The 20,935-nt window shown below is 58.9% G+C and carries 20 protein-coding genes and 1 pseudogene; 6 read left to right on the forward strand and 15 right to left on the reverse strand.

Annotated features, from left to right (window positions below; translation table 11 throughout):
- Positions 1–7: 7 nt before the first annotated feature.
- Together recJ and PMI23_RS03400 are read right to left on the reverse strand one after the other, a co-directional pair.
- Entirely contained in the window at positions 8–1,717 is a 1,710-nt protein-coding gene (gene recJ, locus PMI23_RS03395; RefSeq protein ID WP_007908960.1) for a single-stranded-DNA-specific exonuclease RecJ, read from the reverse strand.
- Between the two features lie 55 nt (positions 1,718–1,772).
- Positions 1,773–2,315, reverse strand: coding sequence for a YaeQ family protein (locus tag PMI23_RS03400; RefSeq protein WP_007908961.1), 543 nt, complete (start codon positions 2,313–2,315; stop codon positions 1,773–1,775).
- Between the two features lie 147 nt (positions 2,316–2,462).
- Between PMI23_RS03400 and PMI23_RS03405 the strand changes: the two genes are divergently transcribed.
- Both PMI23_RS03405 and PMI23_RS03410 read left to right on the forward strand, forming a co-directional pair.
- Complete coding sequence (locus tag PMI23_RS03405; RefSeq protein ID WP_007908962.1) at positions 2,463–3,662, forward strand: CaiB/BaiF CoA transferase family protein; 1,200 nt, start codon at positions 2,463–2,465, stop codon at positions 3,660–3,662.
- Positions 3,589–4,569 (forward strand): TIGR02285 family protein, encoded by a 981-nt coding sequence (locus PMI23_RS03410; RefSeq protein WP_177321037.1) that lies wholly within the window; start codon positions 3,589–3,591, stop codon positions 4,567–4,569. Before PMI23_RS03405 ends, PMI23_RS03410 begins: the two co-directional genes overlap by 74 nt.
- Positions 4,570–4,745: 176 nt before the next feature.
- On the opposite strand, the gene PMI23_RS03415 is transcribed toward PMI23_RS03410, so the two are convergent.
- The 7 genes from PMI23_RS03415 to xerD all read right to left on the reverse strand — a co-directional run bounded on the left by PMI23_RS03415 (position 4,746) and on the right by xerD (position 11,992).
- Positions 4,746–5,027 (reverse strand): DUF3509 domain-containing protein, encoded by a 282-nt coding sequence (locus tag PMI23_RS03415; protein WP_007908964.1) that lies wholly within the window; start codon positions 5,025–5,027, stop codon positions 4,746–4,748.
- Positions 5,028–5,193: 166 nt separating this feature from the next.
- A complete protein-coding gene (locus tag PMI23_RS03420) occupies positions 5,194–5,601 on the reverse strand; it encodes a response regulator (RefSeq protein ID WP_007908966.1) in 408 nt (135 codons plus the stop codon).
- A 116-nt stretch (positions 5,602–5,717) separates the two neighbouring features.
- On the reverse strand, positions 5,718–7,091 hold the full coding sequence (locus PMI23_RS03425; protein ID WP_007908969.1) for a transporter substrate-binding domain-containing protein: 1,374 nt from the start codon (positions 7,089–7,091) through the stop codon (positions 5,718–5,720).
- A 120-nt stretch (positions 7,092–7,211) separates the two neighbouring features.
- On the reverse strand, positions 7,212–8,621 hold the full coding sequence (thrC, locus tag PMI23_RS03430) for a threonine synthase (protein WP_007908970.1): 1,410 nt from the start codon (positions 8,619–8,621) through the stop codon (positions 7,212–7,214).
- 66 nt (positions 8,622–8,687) lie between these two features.
- Positions 8,688–9,992 carry a homoserine dehydrogenase gene (locus tag PMI23_RS03435; RefSeq protein WP_007908972.1) on the reverse strand — a complete coding sequence of 435 codons (1,305 nt, stop codon included), beginning with the start codon at positions 9,990–9,992 and terminating at the stop codon, positions 8,688–8,690.
- Between the two features lie 130 nt (positions 9,993–10,122).
- Positions 10,123–10,854 (reverse strand): bifunctional protein-disulfide isomerase/oxidoreductase DsbC, encoded by a 732-nt coding sequence (gene dsbC, locus PMI23_RS03440; RefSeq protein ID WP_007908974.1) that lies wholly within the window; start codon positions 10,852–10,854, stop codon positions 10,123–10,125.
- A 241-nt stretch (positions 10,855–11,095) separates the two neighbouring features.
- On the reverse strand, positions 11,096–11,992 hold the full coding sequence (gene xerD / locus PMI23_RS03445; RefSeq protein ID WP_007908976.1) for a site-specific tyrosine recombinase XerD: 897 nt from the start codon (positions 11,990–11,992) through the stop codon (positions 11,096–11,098).
- Between the two features lie 108 nt (positions 11,993–12,100).
- Here xerD and PMI23_RS03450 point away from each other — a divergent pair, with 108 nt between their 5' ends.
- Positions 12,101–13,909 carry a cation:proton antiporter gene (locus tag PMI23_RS03450; protein WP_007908978.1) on the forward strand — a complete coding sequence of 603 codons (1,809 nt, stop codon included), beginning with the start codon at positions 12,101–12,103 and terminating at the stop codon, positions 13,907–13,909.
- A gap of 118 nt (positions 13,910–14,027) precedes the next feature.
- Here PMI23_RS03450 and PMI23_RS03455 read toward each other — a convergent pair whose 3' ends face one another.
- The 6 genes from PMI23_RS03455 to ffh all read right to left on the reverse strand — a co-directional run bounded on the left by PMI23_RS03455 (position 14,028) and on the right by ffh (position 18,219).
- Positions 14,028–14,441: an acyl-CoA thioesterase gene (locus tag PMI23_RS03455; RefSeq protein ID WP_007908981.1), complete on the reverse strand. Its 414-nt coding sequence runs from the start codon at positions 14,439–14,441 to the stop codon at positions 14,028–14,030.
- 145 nt (positions 14,442–14,586) lie between these two features.
- The gene (rplS, locus tag PMI23_RS03460) at positions 14,587–14,937 is read right to left on the reverse strand and encodes a 50S ribosomal protein L19 (protein ID WP_003175895.1); all 351 of its coding nucleotides are present in this window, start codon (positions 14,935–14,937) and stop codon (positions 14,587–14,589) included.
- Between the two features lie 45 nt (positions 14,938–14,982).
- Positions 14,983–15,735, reverse strand: a complete 753-nt coding sequence (gene trmD, locus PMI23_RS03465; RefSeq protein ID WP_007908983.1) for a tRNA (guanosine(37)-N1)-methyltransferase TrmD — start codon at positions 15,733–15,735, stop codon at positions 14,983–14,985.
- 2 nt (positions 15,736–15,737) lie between these two features.
- Entirely contained in the window at positions 15,738–16,274 is a 537-nt protein-coding gene (gene rimM, locus PMI23_RS03470; protein WP_007908985.1) for a ribosome maturation factor RimM, read from the reverse strand.
- Between the two features lie 5 nt (positions 16,275–16,279).
- The gene (gene rpsP, locus PMI23_RS03475; RefSeq protein WP_003185073.1) at positions 16,280–16,531 is read right to left on the reverse strand and encodes a 30S ribosomal protein S16; all 252 of its coding nucleotides are present in this window, start codon (positions 16,529–16,531) and stop codon (positions 16,280–16,282) included.
- Between the two features lie 311 nt (positions 16,532–16,842).
- Positions 16,843–18,219, reverse strand: a complete 1,377-nt coding sequence (ffh, locus tag PMI23_RS03480; RefSeq protein ID WP_007908988.1) for a signal recognition particle protein — start codon at positions 18,217–18,219, stop codon at positions 16,843–16,845.
- 210 nt (positions 18,220–18,429) lie between these two features.
- On the opposite strand from ffh, the gene PMI23_RS03485 reads away from it, so the two are divergent.
- The 3 genes and pseudogenes from PMI23_RS03485 to PMI23_RS29720 form a co-directional block, all read left to right on the forward strand.
- Positions 18,430–19,242, forward strand: a complete 813-nt coding sequence (locus tag PMI23_RS03485; RefSeq protein WP_007908989.1) for a cytochrome C assembly family protein — start codon at positions 18,430–18,432, stop codon at positions 19,240–19,242.
- A 12-nt stretch (positions 19,243–19,254) separates the two neighbouring features.
- Entirely contained in the window at positions 19,255–20,496 is a 1,242-nt protein-coding gene (locus PMI23_RS03490; protein ID WP_007908990.1) for a CNNM domain-containing protein, read from the forward strand.
- A gap of 268 nt (positions 20,497–20,764) precedes the next feature.
- Positions 20,765–20,935, forward strand: a pseudogene (locus tag PMI23_RS29720) (MFS transporter); the annotation flags it as partial.

Here is a 20,935-nt window from a genome sequence, read left to right on the forward strand (position 1 = left end):
TTGATCTTCAGCGCGGTTCGATGTGGGCAATCATCAACTGAACAGTCTCATTACCCCGAAACTCATTAACGTCGAGTTTGTAAGCCAGCTCAACCCACTGAATCGTTGGATTCGGCCAGATATCCCGGTCGATACCAAACGCAATACCATCCAGCTTCACCGAGCCACATTCACTCTTCAGCACCACTTTCAGATGACGTTCACCGACCACGCGCTGCTCGACCAACTGGAACACGCCATGAAACAACGGCTCCGGGAAGTGCTGCCCCCAAGGCCCGGCATGGCGCAAGGCGCGAGCCAGTTCGAGGTGGAATTCTTCCACCGCCAGTGTGCCGTCCGACAGCATGCGCCCGGTCAGGTCTTCCTCGCGAAGTTGCCTACGCACTTCAGCGTCAAAGGCCTCGGCAAAAAGCGGAAAATTCTCCTGCGGCAAGGTCAGACCGGCGGCCATTGCGTGGCCGCCGTACTTGGCGATCAGGTTCGGATGCTGCGCCGCCACCACACTCAAGGCATCACGAATGTGGAAGCCCTGCACCGAACGGCCCGAACCTTTTAGCAAACCATCACCGGCATCAGCAAAAGCAATGGTCGGACGGAAGTAACGCTCTTTCATCCGCGACGCGAGAATCCCGATCACGCCCTGGTGCCATTCCGGATCGAACAGGCACAGGCCAAACGGCATCGACTCCACCGGCAAGTCCTTGAGCTGCGCCAGCGCTTCACGCTGCATGCCCTGCTCGATAGATTTGCGATCCTGATTCATGCCGTCCAGTTGTGCGGCCATTTCCCGGGCCAGGTTGGCGTCGGCGGTGAGCAGGCATTCGATGCCCAGACTCATATCATCCAGACGCCCGGCGGCGTTGAGGCGCGGGCCGACGATGAAGCCGAGATCCGTGGAAGTAATGCGTGCAGCGTCACGCTTAGCCACTTCAAGGATCGCTTTGATCCCCGGCCGTGCGCGACCGGCGCGAATTCGTTCCAACCCTTGATGCACCAGAATCCGGTTGTTGGCATCCAGCGGCACCACGTCGGCAACGCTGCCCAGCGCTACCAGATCAAGCAGTTCACCGATGTTCGGCTGCGGCTTGTTCTCGTACCAGCCGAGGCTGCGCAAACGCGCGCGCAACGCCATCAACACGTAAAAAATCACCCCGACGCCGGCCAGTGCCTTGCTCGGGAATTCGCAACCGGGCTGGTTCGGATTGACCAGCGCATCGGCCTGCGGCAGCTCATCACCGGGCAAGTGGTGGTCGGTGATCAAGACCTTCAGACCCGCACGCTTGGCTGCTGCCACGCCTTCGACGCTGGAGATGCCGTTGTCGACGGTGATCAGCAATTGCGGCTCGCGGGTCAGCGCAACTTCGACGATTTCCGGGGTCAGGCCGTAGCCATACTCGAAACGGTTCGGCACCAGATAATCGACGTGCGCCGCACCGAGCAAGCGCAAACCGAGCATGCCGACAGTGCTGGCCGTCGCGCCGTCCGCATCGAAGTCGCCGACGATGAGGATGCGCTGACGTTGTTCCAGCGCCGTCACCAGCAGGTCTACCGCTGCGTCTATGCCTTTGAGTTGCTGGAACGGGATCAACCGCGCCAGGCTCTTGTCCAGCTCTGCCTCGGACTGCACGCCCCGCGCCGCGTACAAGCGGGTCAACAGCGGCGGCAGATCACCGAGAAAAGGCAGAGTGGCAGGCAGTTGACGAGGTTCGATACGCATGGGGTGACGGAGACTTCTCTTGATTACGTGGGATTATTCCGGTGGTGACGCGGGATCAGCCGCGCTCACCTTGCAGCCATTGCAACTGGACTTCGTGCTGACCACGGTCGTCGGTGACGAAGATCGTCCCTTCGCTGATCATCACGTCCCACTTGATAACGCGGGGCATGTCCTTGGCCAGGGTTTCCAGCACTTCTTGCGGGACAGCAGCGATGTTGACGTTTTTCAGGTTCTTGATCGCCGGGATCACCTTGGTTTCCCAGACACGCAGGCTGCCGTAGGCCAGCAGGCTGGTGCGCTCGGTGCGACGCGAGCACCAGGTCAGACGGTCGGCGTCTGGCTGGCCGACTTCGATCCAGTGCAGAACACGGTCATCCAGGCTCTTTTCCCACAGCGCAGGTTCATCCACGTCTGACAGACCACGGCCGAACGACAACTGCTCGTTGTACCAGAGAGCGTAGGCCAGCAGTCGCACGGTCATGCGCTCTTCGGTTTCCGAAGGGTGACGGGCGATGGTCTGCTTGACGCTCTCGTAGACACTGCGGTCGAGGTCGGTGAGGTTCAGTTCAAATTTATAGGTAGTGGACGGCTGGGCCATGAACGGGCTTCTTGATACGAGGAAAGTCGGCAAGTCTAACCGATGCGGTAGGCAATCATCGAATTGATGGCGATCAAGCTGCGGCGTCTGACAGCCGGCTATGTTAAAACGCTGTATCTGCTCAGCCTTTGTCCTACAGGATTTCGCATGCCGTTCACCAGCAAACCGCTCTCGGGTCTGAAAGTCATTGAATTGGGTACATTGATTGCCGGGCCTTTTGCCTCGCGCATTTGCGGCGAGTTCGGTGCCGAAGTGATCAAGATCGAATCGCCCGACGGCGGTGATCCCTTGCGCAAATGGCGAAAACTGTACGAAGGCACGTCGCTGTGGTGGTTCGTCCAGGCGCGCAACAAGAAATCACTGACGCTGAACCTCAAACACCCTGAAGGTCTGGCGATCCTGAAAAAACTCCTCAGTGAAGCCGACATCCTCATCGAGAACTTCCGCCCCGGCGTACTGGAAAAGCTTGGCCTGAGCTGGGAAACCCTGCACGCCTTGAACCCGAAACTGGTGATGGTCCGGCTGTCCGGTTTCGGTCAGACCGGGCCGATGAAAGATCAACCGGGCTTCGGCGCGGTCGGCGAGTCCATGGGCGGTTTGCGTTACATCACCGGTTTCGAGGACCGGCCGCCAGTGCGTACCGGGATTTCCATCGGCGATTCGATTGCCGCACTGTGGGGTGTGATCGGCGCACTGATGGCGCTGCGTCATCGCGAAGTCAACGGTGGCACCGGTCAGGTTGTCGATGTGGCGTTGTATGAAGCCATTTTTGCGATGATGGAAAGCATGGTGCCGGAGTTCGACGTGTTCGGCTTTATCCGCGAGCGCACCGGCAACATCATGCCGGGCATTACACCCTCTTCTATTCACACCAGCGCCGACGGCAAACACGTGCAAATCGGCGCCAATGGCGACGCAATCTTCAAACGCTTCATGCTGATCATCGGCCGCGAAGATCTGGCCAACGATCCGACACTGGCCAGCAATGACGGCCGCGATAATCGCCGCGATGAGCTGTATGGCGTGATTGATCGCTGGGTCAATTCGCTGCCGCTGCAAAGCGTGCTCGACCTGCTCAATCAGGCCGAGGTGCCGGCCAGCCGGATCTTCAGTGCCGAGGACATGTTCAACGATCCACAGTACCTGGCCCGAGAGATGTTCCTGCACGCCAAGCTGCCTGACGGCAAAGACTTCAAGATGCCGGGCATTGTGCCGAAACTCTCTGAGACACCGGGCAGTTCAGAATGGGTCGGACCGCAACTGGGTGAACACAATGCGCAGGTACTTCACGACCTTGGCTACGACGAGAGACAGATCGCCAAGTTGCGCGAAGACGGAGCCATTTAAGCTGAAACACCGGCATACATCGCACACCAACCGCGCCCATCACTGGTGGACGTGGCGGCTGTTCGGCCTGTTGTTTTTGCTCATGCTGTCGACTGGCGCGCAGGCGAAACCGACGCTGATCTGGTTGCTGCGTGACCTGCCGCCACTGACCATTTTCGAAGGCCCGAAAAAGGGCCAGGGTGTGATCGATCAACTGATGCCGTTGCTGATCGCCGGCATGCCGCAGTACGAACACACGCTGATGCGGGTCAATCGCGCCCGTGGTCTGCAGATGCTTCATGAAAACCCGTTTGCCTGTGACCCCGCGCTGCTGTGGAACAAAGAGCGCGCACAGTGGGTGGCGTATTCGATCCCGGCGATCCGCGCGGTGAGCAACGGCCTGGTGGTTCGCCAACAGGATCGCGCGGTGCTTGATTCCTATCTGGTGGACGGCGAAGTCGATCTGTCGGCATTGCTGGCCGCCACCGACAGAAAAGTCGGTGTGGTCGCTGAGCGCAGTTATGGCGAATTTATCGACAACATTCTGCATCAGGCCCCCAGCGGCGCACTGACGCCCCATTACGGTAACGATGCACTGACCAATCTGCTGTCGATGCAGCGTTTGGGCCGGTTGCAGGTGGTGCTGGGTTACTGGCCGGAAATCCGCTATCAGGCCAGGCAGGCGCAGATCGCCGAGGATGAGCTGGAGTTTTATCCGATTCGCGGCACGGGAAAATATCTCTCAGGCTACGTGGCGTGTTCCGACACCACCCAGGGACGTCAGGCCATCAGCGAGATCAACCAACTGCTGCGCACCCTGCCCCATGACCATCTCAATCAGCTCTATGCCGCCTGGCTGGACACCGACCGACGTGAGGATTATCTCGAAGAAGCCCGCACATTTTTCGAGCACCAAGCAGCGCAATAGGCAAACGCCGGACAAAAGAAACCCCGAGAAGTGGGGAGACGACTCGGGGTTAAACGTGGCCTACATAAAGACCCGTAGCAGCAAGCGACAAGCACCGGAGCACAATGCTTGATCCTGCTGTTATGGGGTCTGACTGACAGGGATGCAGGAAGGTTCCCACAAAAAATATTTCATCTTTACAACGCCGCACGTTTGTCCAGTGCTGCGTTGCGCAATGCCGCGATCACACACGGTTCCAGCCGTCCTTCAGCAATCAGAACGTCGCGGTGCAAACCGTCAACGACATCGGTCAGTTGGCGCTTGTCGCTCAGTTGTGCCTGATTGAATTCGCGTTCTACCACAATGGCGCCGCTGCTGTTCTTCAAGGTCACCAGGCATTCGCCATGGGAACCGTTTGGAGACAACGAAACCTGATACGGGCTCAGAGCCTCACCGAGCAATAGACTGATACTTTCCATCTCGATCTCCACTCAATAGTCCGAAAACTGTGTGCCTGGGGCGTGTTCACAATAAATGACCACCGGCCCGAGAAGAAAGTTCTGCATACCGACTACCCCGTTCCTGGAGTGTCACCGGTCTGTCAGAGCATGCACGGCGAAGATGACAGAAAAATAACCGTCCCGGTCAACCCCGCACGGGTGGCGAAGCAGCGATCAGGTAACTGTCGAGCAAACCGCGCATCAACACCGCCGACACCGGCGTTTGCAGGCGCCCCAACAGCCGCAAGTGGTGTTCGCACAGCAAGGGTTCGAGATCGTTCAGCAAGCTCGAAGCCACCGTTCCCAGCAGGATCAGCGCACGCGCCTCATGCTGAACCGCCAGATGATGGATCAGTGCCAGGCCATCGCCGCCCTTGAGTTGCGGATCGCAAATAGCGATGTCGACCGCACCGCGATGGTCCAGCGAAGACAGCGCCGAAGCCAGCGACGGCGCCGTCAGTACGTCGTAGATGCCAATGGCATTGAGCATTTGATGCAATGCCATCAGCTGGAACGGATTGGGTTCAAGTATCAGGACTTTAAGCGAGCGCATAAGCGACCTCTGGAGCGACAATCGCGGACTCTCACCGCAGTTGTTGTCACTCTAGGGCAGCCGTCCTAAGCCTCCCATCGGAAAAGTAGTCGCGTCTTATAGGACATTTCCCATCTTCATTGCAGACATCGACACCCGCTCTCTGTACGGCGCTGAGTGATGTCTGTCCAACCGCCCAAAAGCCCCCGCAGTTTGCCGTCGGCGCTGTAAAACGGCACCGTCCACTGATAGACCTCACGGGGGCCACTCTTGAACTGCAATCGCCGTTTGCTGAAACGCGATTTGCGCGTGCGTAACTGCACCATGAATTCATCGTGCAACATCAGCGCCGTCGCTTCGGGCAGCGCGTTGACCTCGATCAGCAAGCGCCCCAGCACCTGATCCAGTCGAACCGACAGGGCCTCCTCATAGCTACGATTGCACATGATCAGTCGCCCTTGAAGATCACGGACAAACACCGGATCCGGCATGGAGTCGATCAACGCATGCTGAAATGCCAGTTGATCGCCGAGATCCTTTTCCGCCGCGCGCCGCAGTTTGATCACGGCGGCCAGACGCCGATTCCATATCAGCGACAGCAGGCCGAACACGCCAAGCCCGACCATGCCCCAGCAACCCCATTCAAGCATTTGCTGCCAGACTGAAGGTACGGGCGCCGGTGCAATACCTTCCAGCCATTTCAGGCGGATCGCCCGCAGTTCGGCTGCGGGAAACGCTTCAAGGGCCTTGTTGAGAATACTCAGAAGCACTGGCATGCCTTTGCGCACGGCCAGGTTATCCGCTTCCCATTTGCCTTCGACCAGACCGCCGACCTTGAGCAAACCCAGCGGGTAAAGCTGTGCGCCAATTTCGTTTTCGATGGTGGCGTAGGCTTCGCCGCTCTCGACCAGCGCCCGCGCCTCGGCGTAAGTCTTGACCGAGCGGATCTCGATCGAGGGGAAGTCACGCCTGATCATGTCTTCCAGCGCATGCCGGGCCGGCAGCACCAGCACCCGTTTGCTCAATTGCTCGAAAGACTCCAGCCGCGGCGCATCAGCGCGGCCGACGAATACCCAGCCCGCGCCACCGAAGGCGTGGCTGTAATCCAGAAACACCTTGCGCTCCTCGCTCATGGCCAAGGTTGTACTGATATCGGCCGCTGCGCTCTCCAGGCGCTCGAGCATGTGATCCGTTGAGAACGACTCCTGATGCTCAAACTGCAGCCCGGTCATCGCCGTTATGCGCTTGAGCACGTCGTTGTTCAAGCCGCTCCACTGCCCGTGCTCATCCTGAAACAGATACAACGGGTACTGCACCGACGTCACCGTCACCTTGGGGTTGTCGCGAATCCATTGACGCTCGTGTGGAGCCAGTTCGATGGGCTGGACTCTGGACGTCACGGCATCAGCGTGCAGCGCCAATTGCGCCGCCATGCTGCAGCGCATCAACGCCAACAATCCGAACAAAAACAATACACCCAGTGCCGGTTTCAAACCTCTATAAAACAGCATTGCCACTTCCTTCGTGATCGACTCACCCGTCCTTCATGGGTGAAAACCCGAGCAGTGTGGCAGCAGAAACAAAAAAGCCCGTCAGGAGACGGGCTTCAAAATGTGACAGCTTTTAATGGCTCAAAGCGGCTTGCCGCGGTTGCCATGCTGGCTGACAAAGGCTTGCACGGCTTTCAGCTCGTTTGGCAAAACGGTGCAGCGCTCGTTTCGCTCAAACAAATCAGAAAGATGTGCAGGTAGCTCGAGCGCTTTTCCTACACCGGCTTTCTCCACCGCATCCGGGAATTTTACCGGGTGCGCGGTACCGAGGATGACCATTGGAATGTCCAGGCTGCGACGACATTCGCGCGCAGCTTTGACGCCGATGGCGGTGTGCGGATCCAGCACTTCGCCGGTCTGCTCGTAGACTTCGGCGATGGTCTCGCAAGTCTGCGCATCGTCTACGGCCAGCGAGTCGAACAGTTTGCGCGCTTCAGTCCAGCGCTCTTGCTCGACGCTGAAACCGCCGCCCTGCTTGAACGAATCCATCAGACCGGCGATTGCTGCGCCGTTGCGACCGTGCAGGTCGAACAGCAGGCGTTCGAAGTTCGACGAAACCATGATGTCCATCGACGGCGACAGCGTGGCGTGCAGGGTGTCCTTGACGTACTGATTGCCGCTCATGAAGCGGTGCAGAATGTCGTTGCGATTGGTGGCGACGATCAACTGGTTGATCGGCAGGCCCATGTTGCGTGCCAGGTAACCGGCGAAGATATCGCCGAAGTTGCCGGTCGGCACCGAGAACGACACCGAACGCGCCGGACCGCCCAACTGCAGGGCGGCGTGAAAGTAGTAGACGATCTGGGCCATGATCCGCGCCCAGTTGATCGAGTTCACCGCCACCAGACGCGTGCCTTTGAGGAAGCTCTGGTCGGCGAAGCTCGCCTTGACCATTTCCTGGCAGTCATCGAAGTTGCCTTCGATGGCGATGTTGTGGATGTTCTCGCCGAAGATCGTGGTCATCTGACGACGCTGCACTTCGGACACGCGGTTGTGCGGGTGCAGGATGAAGATGTCGACGTTTTCGCAGTGCTTGCAGCCTTCGATGGCGGCCGAACCGGTATCACCGGAGGTGGCGCCAACGATGACGACGCGCTCGCCGCGTTTTTCCAGCACGTAGTCGAGCAAGCGACCGAGCAGTTGCAGAGCGAAGTCCTTGAACGCCAGGGTTGGGCCATGGAACAGCTCCAGCACCCATTCATTGCCATTCAGCTGACGCAGCGGCGCCACGGCGTTGTGCGAGAACACGCCGTAGGTTTCTTCGAGAATCTTTTTGAAATCGGCGTCCGGAATGCTGCCGGTGACGAACGGGCGCATCACCCGGAAGGCCAGTTCGTGATACGGCAGGCCAGCCCAGGAAGCGATCTCTTCCTGGGTGAAACGTGGCAGGTTTTCCGGAACGTACAGACCGCCATCGGTGGCGAGACCGGCCAGCAGGACGTCTTCGAAATTCAGGGCCGGTGCCTGGCCGCGGGTACTGATGTAACGCATGACTGACTCCAATGGAGAGTGTTCACAACAACGGCCCCGTTCACGGGGCCGGTGCAGGACAACAACTTAGTTCAGGTGCTCGACGCGGATCCGCACAACCGGACCGTTGACGCCGGCCAGCGCTTCGAGGGCGGCGATGGCGTCGTTGATGCGCTGCTCGACCACACGGTGGGTCAGCAGGATCATCGGTACCAGACCGTCGTGTTCCTCGACTTCCTTCTGCATGATCGACTCGATGTTGATGCCGCGCTCCGAGAGGATGCTCGCCACCTGAGCGAGAACGCCCGGATGGTCCTTGGCCTGAATGCGCAGGTAGTAAGCGCTTTCGCAGGCTTCGATCGGCAGGATCGGATGGGCCGACAGCGAATCCGGCTGGAAGGCCAGGTGCGGTACACGGTTTTCCGGGTCGGAGGTCATGGCGCGAACCACATCGACCAGGTCAGCGATCACCGACGAAGCGGTTGGCTCCATGCCGGCGCCAGCACCGTAGAACAGCGTCGAACCGGCGGCGTCACCGTTGACCATCACCGCGTTCATCACGCCGTTGACGTTGGCGATCAGACGATCGGCCGGGATCAGCGTCGGGTGTACGCGCAACTCGATACCGGCGGCGGTGCTGCGCGCCACACCGAGGTGCTTGATCCGATAGCCCAGCGCTTCGGCGTAATTCACGTCAGCGGTGGTCAACTTGGTGATGCCTTCGGTGTAAGCCTTGTCGAATTGCAGCGGAATGCCGAACGCAATGGAGGCCAGGATCGTCAGCTTGTGCGCGGCGTCGATGCCCTCAACGTCGAAAGTCGGATCGGCTTCGGCGTAACCCAGTGCCTGAGCTTCGGCCAACACGTCTTCGAAGGTACGGCCCTTCTCGCGCATTTCGGTGAGGATGAAGTTACCGGTGCCGTTGATGATCCCGGCGACCCAGTTGATGCGGTTGGCGGACAGGCCTTCACGGATCGCCTTGATCACCGGAATGCCACCGGCCACGGCCGCTTCGAACGCCACGATCACGCCTTTCTCGCGTGCCTTGGCGAAAATTTCATTACCGTGAACGGCAATCAGAGCCTTGTTCGCGGTGACCACATGCTTGCCATTCTCGATGGCCTTGAGTACCAGCTCGCGGGCAACGGTGTAGCCGCCCATCAGCTCTATGACGATGTCGATCTCAGGGTTCGTGGCCACTTCGAAGACATCGTTGGTAATCGCAATACCGGTCGTCTGGAACTGAGGCTTTGGCGTGCGCATGGCAATTTGTGCCACTTCGATTCCACGCCCGGCACGACGAGCGATTTCCTCGGCGTTGCGCTGAAGTACGTTGAAGGTACCGCCACCGACGGTCCCTAACCCACAGATGCCTACTTTGACCGGATTCACTGTGAACTCCCCATAAAACGGCCGACGCGGGGTCGGCCGGAAAACAACCGCGTGCTCGCGGCTCTCTATTAATGGCCCGGCGATGCTGCTACCGGACCATGATCGTCACGGCTGACCGTGACGATACGAATTACTTCGCGCCCAGCGCCAGTTTGGCGACTTGTGGCGCAGGCTGGTAGCCCGGAATCACTTGTCCGTCAGCCAAAACGATGGCCGGTGTGCCGTTCACGCCGATCGACTGACCGAGGGCGAACTGTTTGGAAACCGGGTTATCGCACTTGGCGGCCTTGATTTCCTTGCCATCGACCATTTTGTCCATCGCGGCTTTCTTGTCTTTCGAGCACCACACGGCTTGCAGCTGCTCATCGCCCGGCGAGTTCAGACCCTGGCGCGGGAACGCGACGTAGCGCACTTCAATGCCGCGCTTGTTCAGCTCAGGCACTTCGGCGTGCAGTTTGTGGCAGTACGGGCAGGTGGTGTCGGTGAACACGGTGATGTGCGATTTGGTTTCGCCCACGGCCGGATAAACCACGGTTTCGGCCACTGGGATGGCATTGATCAGTTTGGAGATGCCCAGGCGTTCGGTCTTCTCGGTCAGGTTGACCGGTTTGCCGTCCTTGAGCTGGAACAGGTAACCCTGAACGATGTACTGGCCGTCGGCGCTGGCGTAGAGCACGCGGCTGCCCTTGAGCTTGACCTCGTACATGCCTGGCAACGGGCTGGCACTGATACTTTCTACCGGAACCTCGAGTTCGAGTTTTTCCAGGCTTTGACGAATCGCTTTGTCGGCCGCGTCATCGGCGACGGCAAAGGTGCTGACCAACGCAATGGCTGCGGCGGCGAAAATCTGGGTCAGACGCATGAGAACTCCTGAAGGCGGACAAATGAAACGATCAGAACGCCCGTGCCGGAACACCGGGTCATAACCGTCCATCGTGCAAACCGGCAAAGCCTAACACATAAGGCCACGGTGGCCGAATGCGCCTGTCGCCATAGATCACACCGCTTTATGTAGGAGCTGCCGAAGGCTGCGATCTTTTGATTTTGTTTTCAAGATCAAAAGATCGCAGCCTTCGGCAGCTCCTACAGGGGAAGGTATGGAGTTAACCTCTTGGATGGTGTTTGGCGTGCAGATCCTGCAATCGAGCGCGGGCGACGTGGGTGTAGATCTGCGTGGTGGACAGGTCGCTGTGGCCGAGCAGCATCTGCACCACGCGCAAATCCGCGCCGTGGTTGAGCAGGTGCGTGGCAAACGCGTGACGCAAGGTGTGCGGCGACAACGACTTGCCGATGCCCGCGACCTTGGCCTGATGCTTGATCCGGTGCCAGAAGGTCTGGCGGGTCATCTGCTCGCCGCGCTGACTGGGGAACAGCACATCACTTGGCCGGCCGCCAAGCAGTTCGCCACGGCCATCACGCATATAACGCTCGATCCAGACAATCGCCTCCTCGCCCATCGGCACCAGCCGCTCCTTGCTGCCCTTGCCCATCACTCGCAACACGCCCTGGCGCAAATTGACCTGCTCCAGCGTCAGACTGACCAGTTCCGTCACCCGCAAACCGCATGCGTACAGCACTTCAAGCATGGCGCGGTCACGCTGGCCGATCGCTTCGCTCAGATCCGGTGCTTTGAGCAGGGCTTCGACGTCGGCTTCCGACAGGGACTTAGGCAACGGCCTACCGAGTTGCGGCATGTCGACGCGCAACGTCGGGTCGACGCTGATCAGCTTTTCCCGCAGCAGATAGCGATAAAAGCCACGCACCCCGGAGAGGAATCTGGCTGTGGAGCGCGGTTTGTAGTTCTGCTCCAATCGCCAGGCCAAATGATCGAGGATCAGCTCGCGACCGGCGTTGATCAGCTGCAGATTTTTCTCCTGCAACCAGCCATTGAACAGCGCCAGGTCGCTGCGATAAGCGCCGCGGGTATTATCGGACAGGCCTTTCTCCAGCCATAGAGCGTCGAGGAATTGGTCAATCAGCGGATGGTCGATGGCAGGCATGGGCGCTCAAGACACACAGCCTCATGGACTGTGCGCAAATGTAGAGTGAACTGTAGGAATGGGCGCTAGTCTTTCATAGCCGGCTAATTCAAGGAACAGGGAGCATCAATGAACGAGCAGCAAATTCTCTTGGCGTTTGGCGGGATCGGCGCAGCGGCGCTGGGTTGCCAATGGCTGGCTTGGCGCCTGAAGCTGCCGGCGATTCTGTTTCTGTTGCTGACCGGCATTCTGGTCGGCCCGGTGCTCGGCTGGCTCGATCCGCAGGAAATGTTCGGGCCGCTGCTGATGCCGCTGGTGTCGCTGGCCGTCGCGCTGATTCTGTTCGAAGGCAGCCTGACCCTGCACCTGTCGGAGTGGAAGGAGATCGGCAGCGTCGTTCATCGTCTGGTGACCATTGGCGCGATCTCGACATGGATCGTCATCGCGGTCGCTACGCACTTCCTGCTCGGTTTCGACTGGATGCTGGCCATCCTGTTCGGCAGCCTGACGCTGGTCACCGGCCCGACCGTGATTGTGCCGATGCTGCGCGTGGTGCGACCGAAAGCCTCGATCGCCAACATTCTGCGCTGGGAAGGCATCGTCATCGACCCGATCGGCGCCCTCCTCGCTGTGGTGGTCTACAGCTTCATCATTGCCAGCGCTGAAGGGCATGGCCTCAAGCAGAGTCTGTTCACCTTTGGCGGCGTGATTCTCTGCGGCGCGGTGTTCGGCATTGTCGGTGGCTGGCTGCTCGGCACGGTAATTCGCCGGCAATGGCTGCCGGAGTATCTGCATAACCTCGCTTCGCTGGCAGCGGTGCTGGGGATTTTCATTGCTTCGAACACCGTGATGCACGAGTCGGGACTGTTGGCGGTGACATTGATGGGCATGTGGCTGGCGAACATGAAGGGCGTGGATGTACGGCACATCCTGCACTTCAAGGAAAACCTCAGCGTGCTGCTGATTTCCGGGTTGTTCATTCTGTTGGCGGCGCGCCTGGATCTGTATGCCCTGATCGGACTGGGGCCGCTGGTGCTGATTCTGCTGTTGGTGATTCAGTTAATCGCCCGGCCGCTGAACGTGCTGCTGAGCACTGCCGGGTCCAGCCTGAGCTGGCGAGAGCGAGCGCTATTGTGCTGGATTGCGCCACGCGGGATCGTTGCGGCGGCGGTTTCGGCGATTTTTGCGATTCGTCTGCATGAGGCCGGTCACGAGGGCGCGTTACTGCTGGTGCCGCTGACGTTTGCGGTGATTATCGGCACCGTTGTGCTGCAGAGCGCGACCGCACGACCGCTGGCACGCTTGCTGAAAGTCGCGGAACCCGCGCCGAGCGGCTTCCTGATTGTCGGCGCGAACGGCCCGGCGCGGGAGTTGGGCAAATCGCTGCAGCAACTGGGCAGCCGCGTGCTGCTGACCGATTCGAGCTGGGAGAATATTCGTGCGGCGCGCATGGAAGGGTTGCCGACGTACTTTGGCAATCCGGCCTCGCAACATGCCGATGCGCATCTGGATCTGGTCGGGCTGGGGCATTTGCTGGCGCTGTCACCGTCGGGTGAACTCAATACCTTGGCGGCGATGCGGTTCCGTCATGACTTTGGGCATCAGCGTTTGTTCGGTCTGGCCAGCGGTCATGAGAGTCGGCGCAGCGATAAACATCGGGCGAGTCTGGAACATCGAGGCAATCAGTTGGGCAGCGAGGCGTTTACTTACGCGAAGCTGGCCAGTCAGATGGGTCAGGGGGCTGAGCTGTACAGCACGACGCTGACAGATGGTTTCGGATGGGAGGATTACCGCGCACTGCACGGCAATCGCGCCACGTTGTTGTTCATGCGTGATGACAGCGGCTGGGTGCATGTGGTGACGCCGGAGACGGCGGTAAAGCCTGGGGCGGGATGGACGCTTCTGGCGTTGATTCAGCCTGAGGCCAGCGGCGCCTGAGCTGACGCCTTCGCGAGCAGGCGCGCTCCCACAGTGATCGGGGTGAACATAACATTTGTGTCAGGCAAAGAACCTGTGGGAGCGAGCCTGCTCGCGAATGGCGCGACTGGGTATCAGATCAGGCCGCAAAACCCGGCAGCACCGGCACCGGCCGCTTGTCATCATCAATGGCAACAAAGCTGAACTGCCCATGAATCGCCTTCTCGCGGCCATCGCAGCTCATGCTCTCGACAAACACTTCCACCTCAACCTTGAGGCTGGTATTGCCGACTTTGATCACCTTCCCGACCAGTTCAACGATGGAGCCGGCCGGGATCGCGTGGTTGAAGTCGATACGGTCGGTGGACACGGTCACCAGTGGCAAGCGGCAGAAGCGTGTGGCGGTAATGAACGACACCTCATCCATCCACGCCAGCGCAGTGCCGCCGAACAGGGTGTTGTGGTGGTTGGTGGTCGGCGGGAAGACAGCCTTGGTTACGCGAGTCACCGAGAGTTCGGTGCGGCGCTGGATTTCCTGGTCGCGGGTGGTCATGAAATAGACTCGATATCTGGCTTCCGAATACAAGCAAGATCAAAAGATCGCAGCCTTCGGCAGCTCCTACAGGATGGGGGCAGTTTTATTGCGGGCAACAAAAAAGCAGCCCGTAGGCTGCTTTTTTCTGCATCGGAAGCTGGACTTAAGCCAGTTTTTCCTTGATGCGAGCTGCTTTACCCGACAGGTCGCGCAGGTAGTACAGCTTGGCTTTACGTACGTCACCGCGACGTTTAACAGCCATGCTGTCGATCTGCGGGGAGTAGGTCTGGAAAGTACGTTCTACGCCAACACCGTTGGAGATTTTACGAACGGTGAACGCACTGTTCACGCCGCGGTTACGCTTGGCGATTACAACGCCTTCGAACGCTTGCAGACGGGAACGATCGCCTTCCTTCACTTTCACCTGAACGACAATAGTGTCGCCTGGGGCGAAGGTAGGGATTTCTTTGGTCATCTGCTCTGCTTCGAGTGCAAGGATGATTTTGTTGGTCATGCTGTGCTCCTAAGGTAAATCGTTCGATCTACCATCGATACGTTGTTAACTATCGTCCCGCTCGCGGATGTATTCCTCGAGCAGCTTCTTCTCTTCTCCAGAAAGCGAGCGGCTTTCCAGAAGATCGGCGCGTCGTTCAAAGGTCCTACCAAGGGACTGCTGTAAACGCCAACGCCGGATATGCGCGTGATTGCCACTCAGCAACACGTCGGGAACACGCTGATCCGCATACACCTCAGGTCGGGTGTAGTGCGGGCAATCCAGCAGACCATCCGTAAAGGAATCTTCCTCAGCGGAATCCGCATGCCCTAAAGCTCCAGGCAGCAGTCGTGTAACCGCATCGATCAGGACCATCGCCGGCAGCTCGCCGCCAGACAGTACATAGTCGCCAATCGACCACTCTTCATCGACATGAGCCTCAATAAAGCGCTCGTCAATGCCTTCATAACGGCCGGCAATCAGGATCAATGCATCCGATTGTGCCAGCTCGCGTACCGCCGACTGATTCAGTTGACGGCCTTGGGGGGACAGGTAAATCACCTTCGCCGCCTCCCCGGCTGCTGCCTTGGCCTGAACCAGAGCATCTTCCAGGGGCTTGATCTTCATCACCATGCCCGGACCACCGCCAAACGGGCGATCGTCCACAGTGTGATGCCGATCCGTCGTGTAATCCCGCGGGTTCCAACAGGTCAGCTGCAAGAGCCCCTGTTTGACCGCTCGACTGGTGATGCCGTAGTCGCCGATGGCGGAAAACATCTCGGGAAACAAACTGATCACTTCTACGCGCAAGTTAGCCACGCTTAGAAGTCCGCGTCCCAATCCACCTTCATCTCGCCCGCGGCCAGGTCAACGGCCAACACACATTGCGCCGTATAGGGCAACAAGCGTTCGCGATCATCCAGGCTGCCAGCGCAAGGCTTGACTACCATTACATCATTGGCGCCGGTTTCCAGAAGATGATCGACTTTCCCGAGCATTTGCCCCAGTTGATCGATAACCTTCAGACCTTCCAGCTGGTACCAGTAGTACTCGCCGTCGGTCAATTCAGGGAACAGGTTGCGCGGCACGCAGATCTCATAACCGGCCAGAAGACGAGCTTCTTCACGATCATCAAGACCCTTGAGCTTTGCGACCAGGAACTTATCGCTCCCGCGTCCACTGACCAGCTCGACCTGTTTGACATTGCCTTCACGCTTGAGCGTCCAGGTTTTGTACTGCAACAGGTTTTCAGTCGGATCAGTAAAGGAATAAACCTTCACTTCGCCGCGAACGCCATGAACAGAATAAATTTTGCCAATAACGATCAAATCATCGGCAACAGCAGGCGTCGCGTTCATATTGCTCAGGCCGCAGCCTTTGCAGATTCCTTCAGCAACTGAGCAACACGCTCAGAAGGCTGTGCACCAACGCTCAGCCAGTAGGCTACGCGCTCTTGGTTCACGGACAGACGGATTTCCTGACCACGGGCAACAGGGTTGAAGAAACCAACCTGTTCTTTGTGGGAGCCGTCACGCGGGTTACGCGAGTCGGTTACGGTCAGGTGGTAAAACGGGCGCTTTTTGGAGCCGCCAAGGGCAAGACGGATTGTTAGCATGTGAACATCGTTCCTGTAGTCGGTGCTGCAAATCTAAATGCACAGCGGGCATGGGTGCCCGAAAGGCCGCATATTCTAAGGAATATCCGGACTTTTGCAAATGACTTTTTCCGGCGCCTATGGCATGCCGTGCAGATCTGCATATAGAGCCGTCGATGAAAACGGCCAGTCAGCTCCCGCCGAGTGCGGGTTTGCTGTTGATCCTGCGTCCTTGCAGGGTCTGCGCCGGTGCGACGACCGGCGAAGTCTTGGTGTCCTGCCTCACCCGTTTCGCTCACTTTTGACGAGCAGAATGGGTGAGACGGGACACCTTACATTTTCGGCATGCCGCCGCCGGGCAACATTCCGCCCATGCCGCGCATCATTTTCGCCATTCCGCCCTTGGCGGAGAATTTCTTCATCATCTTCTGCATCTGCTTGTGCTGCTTGATCAAGCGACCGATGTCCTGCACCTGAGTGCCGGAACCCATGGCGATCCGGCGCTTGCGCGAACCGCTGATCAGCTCAGGGTCACGGCGCTCGGCCGGGGTCATGGAGTTGATGATGGCTTCCATCTGTTTGAATTGCTTCTCTGCGGCGTTCTGGGCATTGCCCATTTGTGACAAGTTGACGCCGCCGATGCTCGGCAGTTTGTCCATGAGCCCGCCCAGGCCGCCCATGTTCTTCATCTGTTGCAGCTGATCGCGGAAGTCTTCGAGGTCGAAGCCCTTGCCCTTCTTCAGCTTCTTGGCCAGTTTGTCGGCCTTGTCTTTATCGAGGGTCGCTTCAGCCTGTTCGATCAGGCTGAGCACGTCGCCCATGCCGAGAATCCGCGAAGCGATACGCTCAGGATGGAACGGATCGAGCGCTTCGCTCTTCTCGCCCATACCGATGAACTTGATCGGCTTGCCGGTGATGGCGCGCACCGATAGTGCGGCACCGCCACGGGCGTCGCCGTCGACCTTGGTCAGGATCACACCGGTCAGCGGCAGGGCATCACCGAAGGCCTTGGCCGTGTTGGCCGCGTCCTGACCGGTCATGGCGTCGACCACGAACAGGGTTTCGACCGGGTTGATCGCGGCGTGCAGCGCCTTGATCTCGCCCATCATCTCTTCGTCGATGTGCAGACGACCGGCGGTATCGACGATGACCACGTCGATGAATTTCAGTTTTGCTTCTTTAATAGCGGCGGTGGCGATGTCGACCGGCTTCTGGCTCAGGTCGGACGGGAAGAACGTCACGCCGATGTCGTTGGCCAGGGTTTCCAGCTGTTTAATAGCCGCAGGACGGTAAACGTCCGCCGACACGACCATGACCGACTTCTTCTTGCGCTCTTTAAGGAAGCGCGCCAGTTTGCCAGCGGTGGTGGTTTTACCCGCACCTTGCAGACCGGCCATCAGAATGACGGCTGGCGGCACAGCGCTCAGGTTCAAATCTTCGTTGGCCGCGCCCATCAGGCTTTCGAGTTCGGCCTGGACGATCTTCACGAACGCCTGGCCCGGCGTCAGGCTGCGCGACACCTCGGTGCCGACAGCGCGCTCCTTGACCGAATTGACGAAGTCCTTGACCACCGGCAGGGCGACGTCGGCTTCGAGCAACGCCATGCGCACTTCACGCAGGGTGTCTTTGATATTGTCCTCGGTCAGCTTCGCCTTGCCGGTGACATGGCGCAGCGTCTGCGAGAGACGGTCGGTTAAGTTTTCAAACATTGCGCGATCCTTTCAGGCCCTGTGTAGACCGGGATAATGGCGGCCCAGACCGGAATCAACATGTGCTCGGCGAGCCTGCGGCGTGGGCAGGTCGCGGATTATAGCGAAGACTGCGGCTGGCGGACACCTCGCTGTCAGCTTCCTGAGTCTTTCGTGCGATGGCGGTTCTATGCCAAACTCAGCGCCTTTCGGGCTTGCCTAACAGGATTTATGCTCCCCTTGTCACCCAGTTTGCTGACCACCCTCGCCGCCGCCCTTCTATATGCCGCTGCGACCCTTTATCAGAGCACCCGCTTGGCCACTGGCGCCAAGGCGAACAAGCGCCTGTTGGTTAGCCTCGGCGCCTTCGCCGTGGTGGCCCACGCCGCCAGCCTGCTCACGCATTTGCTGACCCCGATCGGTCTGGGCCTGGATTTTTTCAGCGCCTCCAGCCTGATTGCCGCGGCGGTCATCGCGCTGACGCTGATCGCCTGCTCGCGGATCCCCGTGGAAAACCTGCTGGTGCTGCTGTTCCCGCTCGGCGCCATCACCGTACTGCTGGCGCAATTCGCGCCGACCGGTACGGTGCAGATCATCGATGAAGAGCCGGGCATCCTCGCGCACATTCTGTTGTCGATCCTTGCGTACGGCATGTTCACCATCGCGGTGTTCCAGGCCTTGCTGCTACTGGTGCAAGATCACCAGCTCAAGCACAAGCACCCGTCCGGACTGATCAAGAACTTCCCGCCGCTGCAAACCATGGAAAGCCTGTTGTTCGGTTTCCTCTGGGCCGGCTGGACGCTGCTGTCGCTGTCGCTGATCTCCGGCTGGCTGTTCGTCGAGAACCTGTTCGCCCAGCATCTGGTGCACAAGACCCTGCTGGCGTGCCTGGCCTGGATCGTGTTCAGCGTGCTGCTGTGGGGCCGCAACCGTCTCGGCTGGCGCGGTCACAAGGCAATTCGCTGGACCCTCGCCGGTTTCTGCCTGCTGATGTTGGCGTATTTCGGCAGCAAACTGGTTCGTGAATACATCCTGCACATCTGACGGGCGGCATAAATGGACGGTTTGCCCATAGGGCCGATGCTCGCGGTATTTGTCCTGCTGATTTTATGGTCAGGGCTGTTTACTGCCGTCGAAATCGCGCAACAGCAGCTGCTCGCGCAACGCACCGCCTCGCGCGCCAGCGATAAACCGCTGGCGAAGCTGAGCTTCCCGCTCGACAGCCTGATTCTCTGCAACACCCTGTGCCGCGCACTTGCCGTGGTGATTGCGACGTTGCTGGCAATTTTCCTCTGCGAAGAAAACGGCCCATGGGCAGCCTGCCTGGGTGTTGGCGCAATACTGCTGGTGTTCGCCGATTATTTCCCGCGCAGCGTCGCCCAACGGTATCCGGATGCGGTGCTGGCATTTGGCAATACCTTGTTGGCGGTGCCGCTGAAGATTATTTATCCGGTTGCCTGGCTGTTCAGCCGCGTCAGCGGATTGCTCATGCGCCCGTTTGCGCGCAAAACCCAAGTGGTGCAGCAGAGCGAAGACGATCTGCCTTCTGATCGTCACGATGATCCCGAGCATCCCGTTCACGCTCACCCGGTTTCCGGTATTCATGCGTTGGACAACATCACGGTCAACGACATTCTGGTGCCACGCAGTGACGTCGACGGCATCAACCTCGACGATTCGATCGAAGAAATCATCGAACAACTGCGCCACAACAAGCGCACCCGCCTGCCGGTGTTTCACAGCGACATCAATCAGGTTGAAGCGGTGCTCAACACCCGGCAGATCCGCCATCTGCTGAACAACGCTGATCTGACCCGCGAAGCGCTGCTGGCCGCCAGTTACGAACCGTACTTCGTGCCGGAAAGCACACCGTTGCAACTGCAGTTGCTGAACTTCCACAAGCAGCAACGGCGCTTGGGCATGGTGGTGGATGAGTACGGTGAAGTGCTCGGCATCGTGACACTGGAAGACATTCTCGAAGAAATCGTCGGCGAATTTGAGAGCGAGCACAGCCTGGATAACCCGCATATTCATCCGCAGACTGACGGGCGGATGGTGATTGATGGCACAGCTTCGATTCGCGAATTGAACAAATGTCTGGGTTGGCATTTGCCGAGTGATGGGCCGAAGACGCTGAACGGGTTGGTGACTGAGGCGCTGGAAACGATTCCGGCGAGTGCAGTTTGTTTGAAGATCGGGCGTTATCGACTGGAGATTCTTGAGACTGAGGAGAACCGGGTGAGCAAAGTGCTGATCTGGCATACCTCGTCTGTGCCTGCTTTGGTGCCGGCCAGGTAAAAGATCAAAAGATCACAGCCTTCGGCAGCTCCTACCCTGCGATCTTTTGCTCTTGTTTGATCGTTAGCCCCCTTCCTATAATCAAATCAGCTTACCCAAGCCCCGCCAAACCGCGTGCTTACCCCGCACCCGACAGGTTTCGGCCATTTCATATGCAATCCGGCGACTGTTCCTACCTGAAACAGCGACCGCGCCTCATCCCACATCCCTGGGTGCTCGACCATAATAATTCGCTCCAACGGAGCTCATGACTGTCAGGGATCACCGCATGACGACCAGTACCGCTTTCAGCGACACCGCGCCTGCCCAACCGACCAACTCCGCCACCCGCGTGGCGACGGCGAGTTTTATCGGCACCGCGATCGAGTTCTACGATTTCTACGTTTACGCCACCGCCGCCGCGCTGGTGATCGGGCCGGTATTCTTTCCGCAGACGTCC

This window comes from Pseudomonas sp. GM24 (assembly GCF_000282235.1).
In the GTDB taxonomy this organism is placed as follows: Bacteria; Pseudomonadota; Gammaproteobacteria; order Pseudomonadales; family Pseudomonadaceae; genus Aquipseudomonas.

Bases quoted from the DNA above. Each gene is read 5' to 3' on its own strand.
- recJ (WP_007908960.1), bottom strand. From the start codon at position 1,717: ATGCGTATCGAACCTCGTCAACTGCCTGCCACTCTGCCTTTTCTCGGT.
- PMI23_RS03400 (WP_007908961.1), bottom strand. From the start codon at position 2,315: ATGGCCCAGCCGTCCACTACCTATAAATTTGAACTGAACCTCACCGAC.
- PMI23_RS03405 (WP_007908962.1), top strand. From the start codon at position 2,463: ATGCCGTTCACCAGCAAACCGCTCTCGGGTCTGAAAGTCATTGAATTG.
- PMI23_RS03410 (WP_177321037.1), top strand. From the start codon at position 3,589: ATGCGCAGGTACTTCACGACCTTGGCTACGACGAGAGACAGATCGCCA.
- PMI23_RS03415 (WP_007908964.1), bottom strand. From the start codon at position 5,027: ATGGAAAGTATCAGTCTATTGCTCGGTGAGGCTCTGAGCCCGTATCAG.
- PMI23_RS03420 (WP_007908966.1), bottom strand. From the start codon at position 5,601: ATGCGCTCGCTTAAAGTCCTGATACTTGAACCCAATCCGTTCCAGCTG.
- PMI23_RS03425 (WP_007908969.1), bottom strand. From the start codon at position 7,091: ATGCTGTTTTATAGAGGTTTGAAACCGGCACTGGGTGTATTGTTTTTG.
- thrC (WP_007908970.1), bottom strand. From the start codon at position 8,621: ATGCGTTACATCAGTACCCGCGGCCAGGCACCGGCCCTGAATTTCGAA.
- dsbC (WP_007908974.1), bottom strand. From the start codon at position 10,854: ATGCGTCTGACCCAGATTTTCGCCGCCGCAGCCATTGCGTTGGTCAGC.
- xerD (WP_007908976.1), bottom strand. From the start codon at position 11,992: ATGCCTGCCATCGACCATCCGCTGATTGACCAATTCCTCGACGCTCTA.
- PMI23_RS03450 (WP_007908978.1), top strand. From the start codon at position 12,101: ATGAACGAGCAGCAAATTCTCTTGGCGTTTGGCGGGATCGGCGCAGCG.
- PMI23_RS03455 (WP_007908981.1), bottom strand. From the start codon at position 14,441: ATGACCACCCGCGACCAGGAAATCCAGCGCCGCACCGAACTCTCGGTG.
- rplS (WP_003175895.1), bottom strand. From the start codon at position 14,937: ATGACCAACAAAATCATCCTTGCACTCGAAGCAGAGCAGATGACCAAA.
- rimM (WP_007908985.1), bottom strand. From the start codon at position 16,274: ATGAACGCGACGCCTGCTGTTGCCGATGATTTGATCGTTATTGGCAAA.
- rpsP (WP_003185073.1), bottom strand. From the start codon at position 16,531: ATGCTAACAATCCGTCTTGCCCTTGGCGGCTCCAAAAAGCGCCCGTTT.
- ffh (WP_007908988.1), bottom strand. From the start codon at position 18,219: ATGTTTGAAAACTTAACCGACCGTCTCTCGCAGACGCTGCGCCATGTC.
- PMI23_RS03485 (WP_007908989.1), top strand. From the start codon at position 18,430: ATGCTCCCCTTGTCACCCAGTTTGCTGACCACCCTCGCCGCCGCCCTT.
- PMI23_RS03490 (WP_007908990.1), top strand. From the start codon at position 19,255: ATGGACGGTTTGCCCATAGGGCCGATGCTCGCGGTATTTGTCCTGCTG.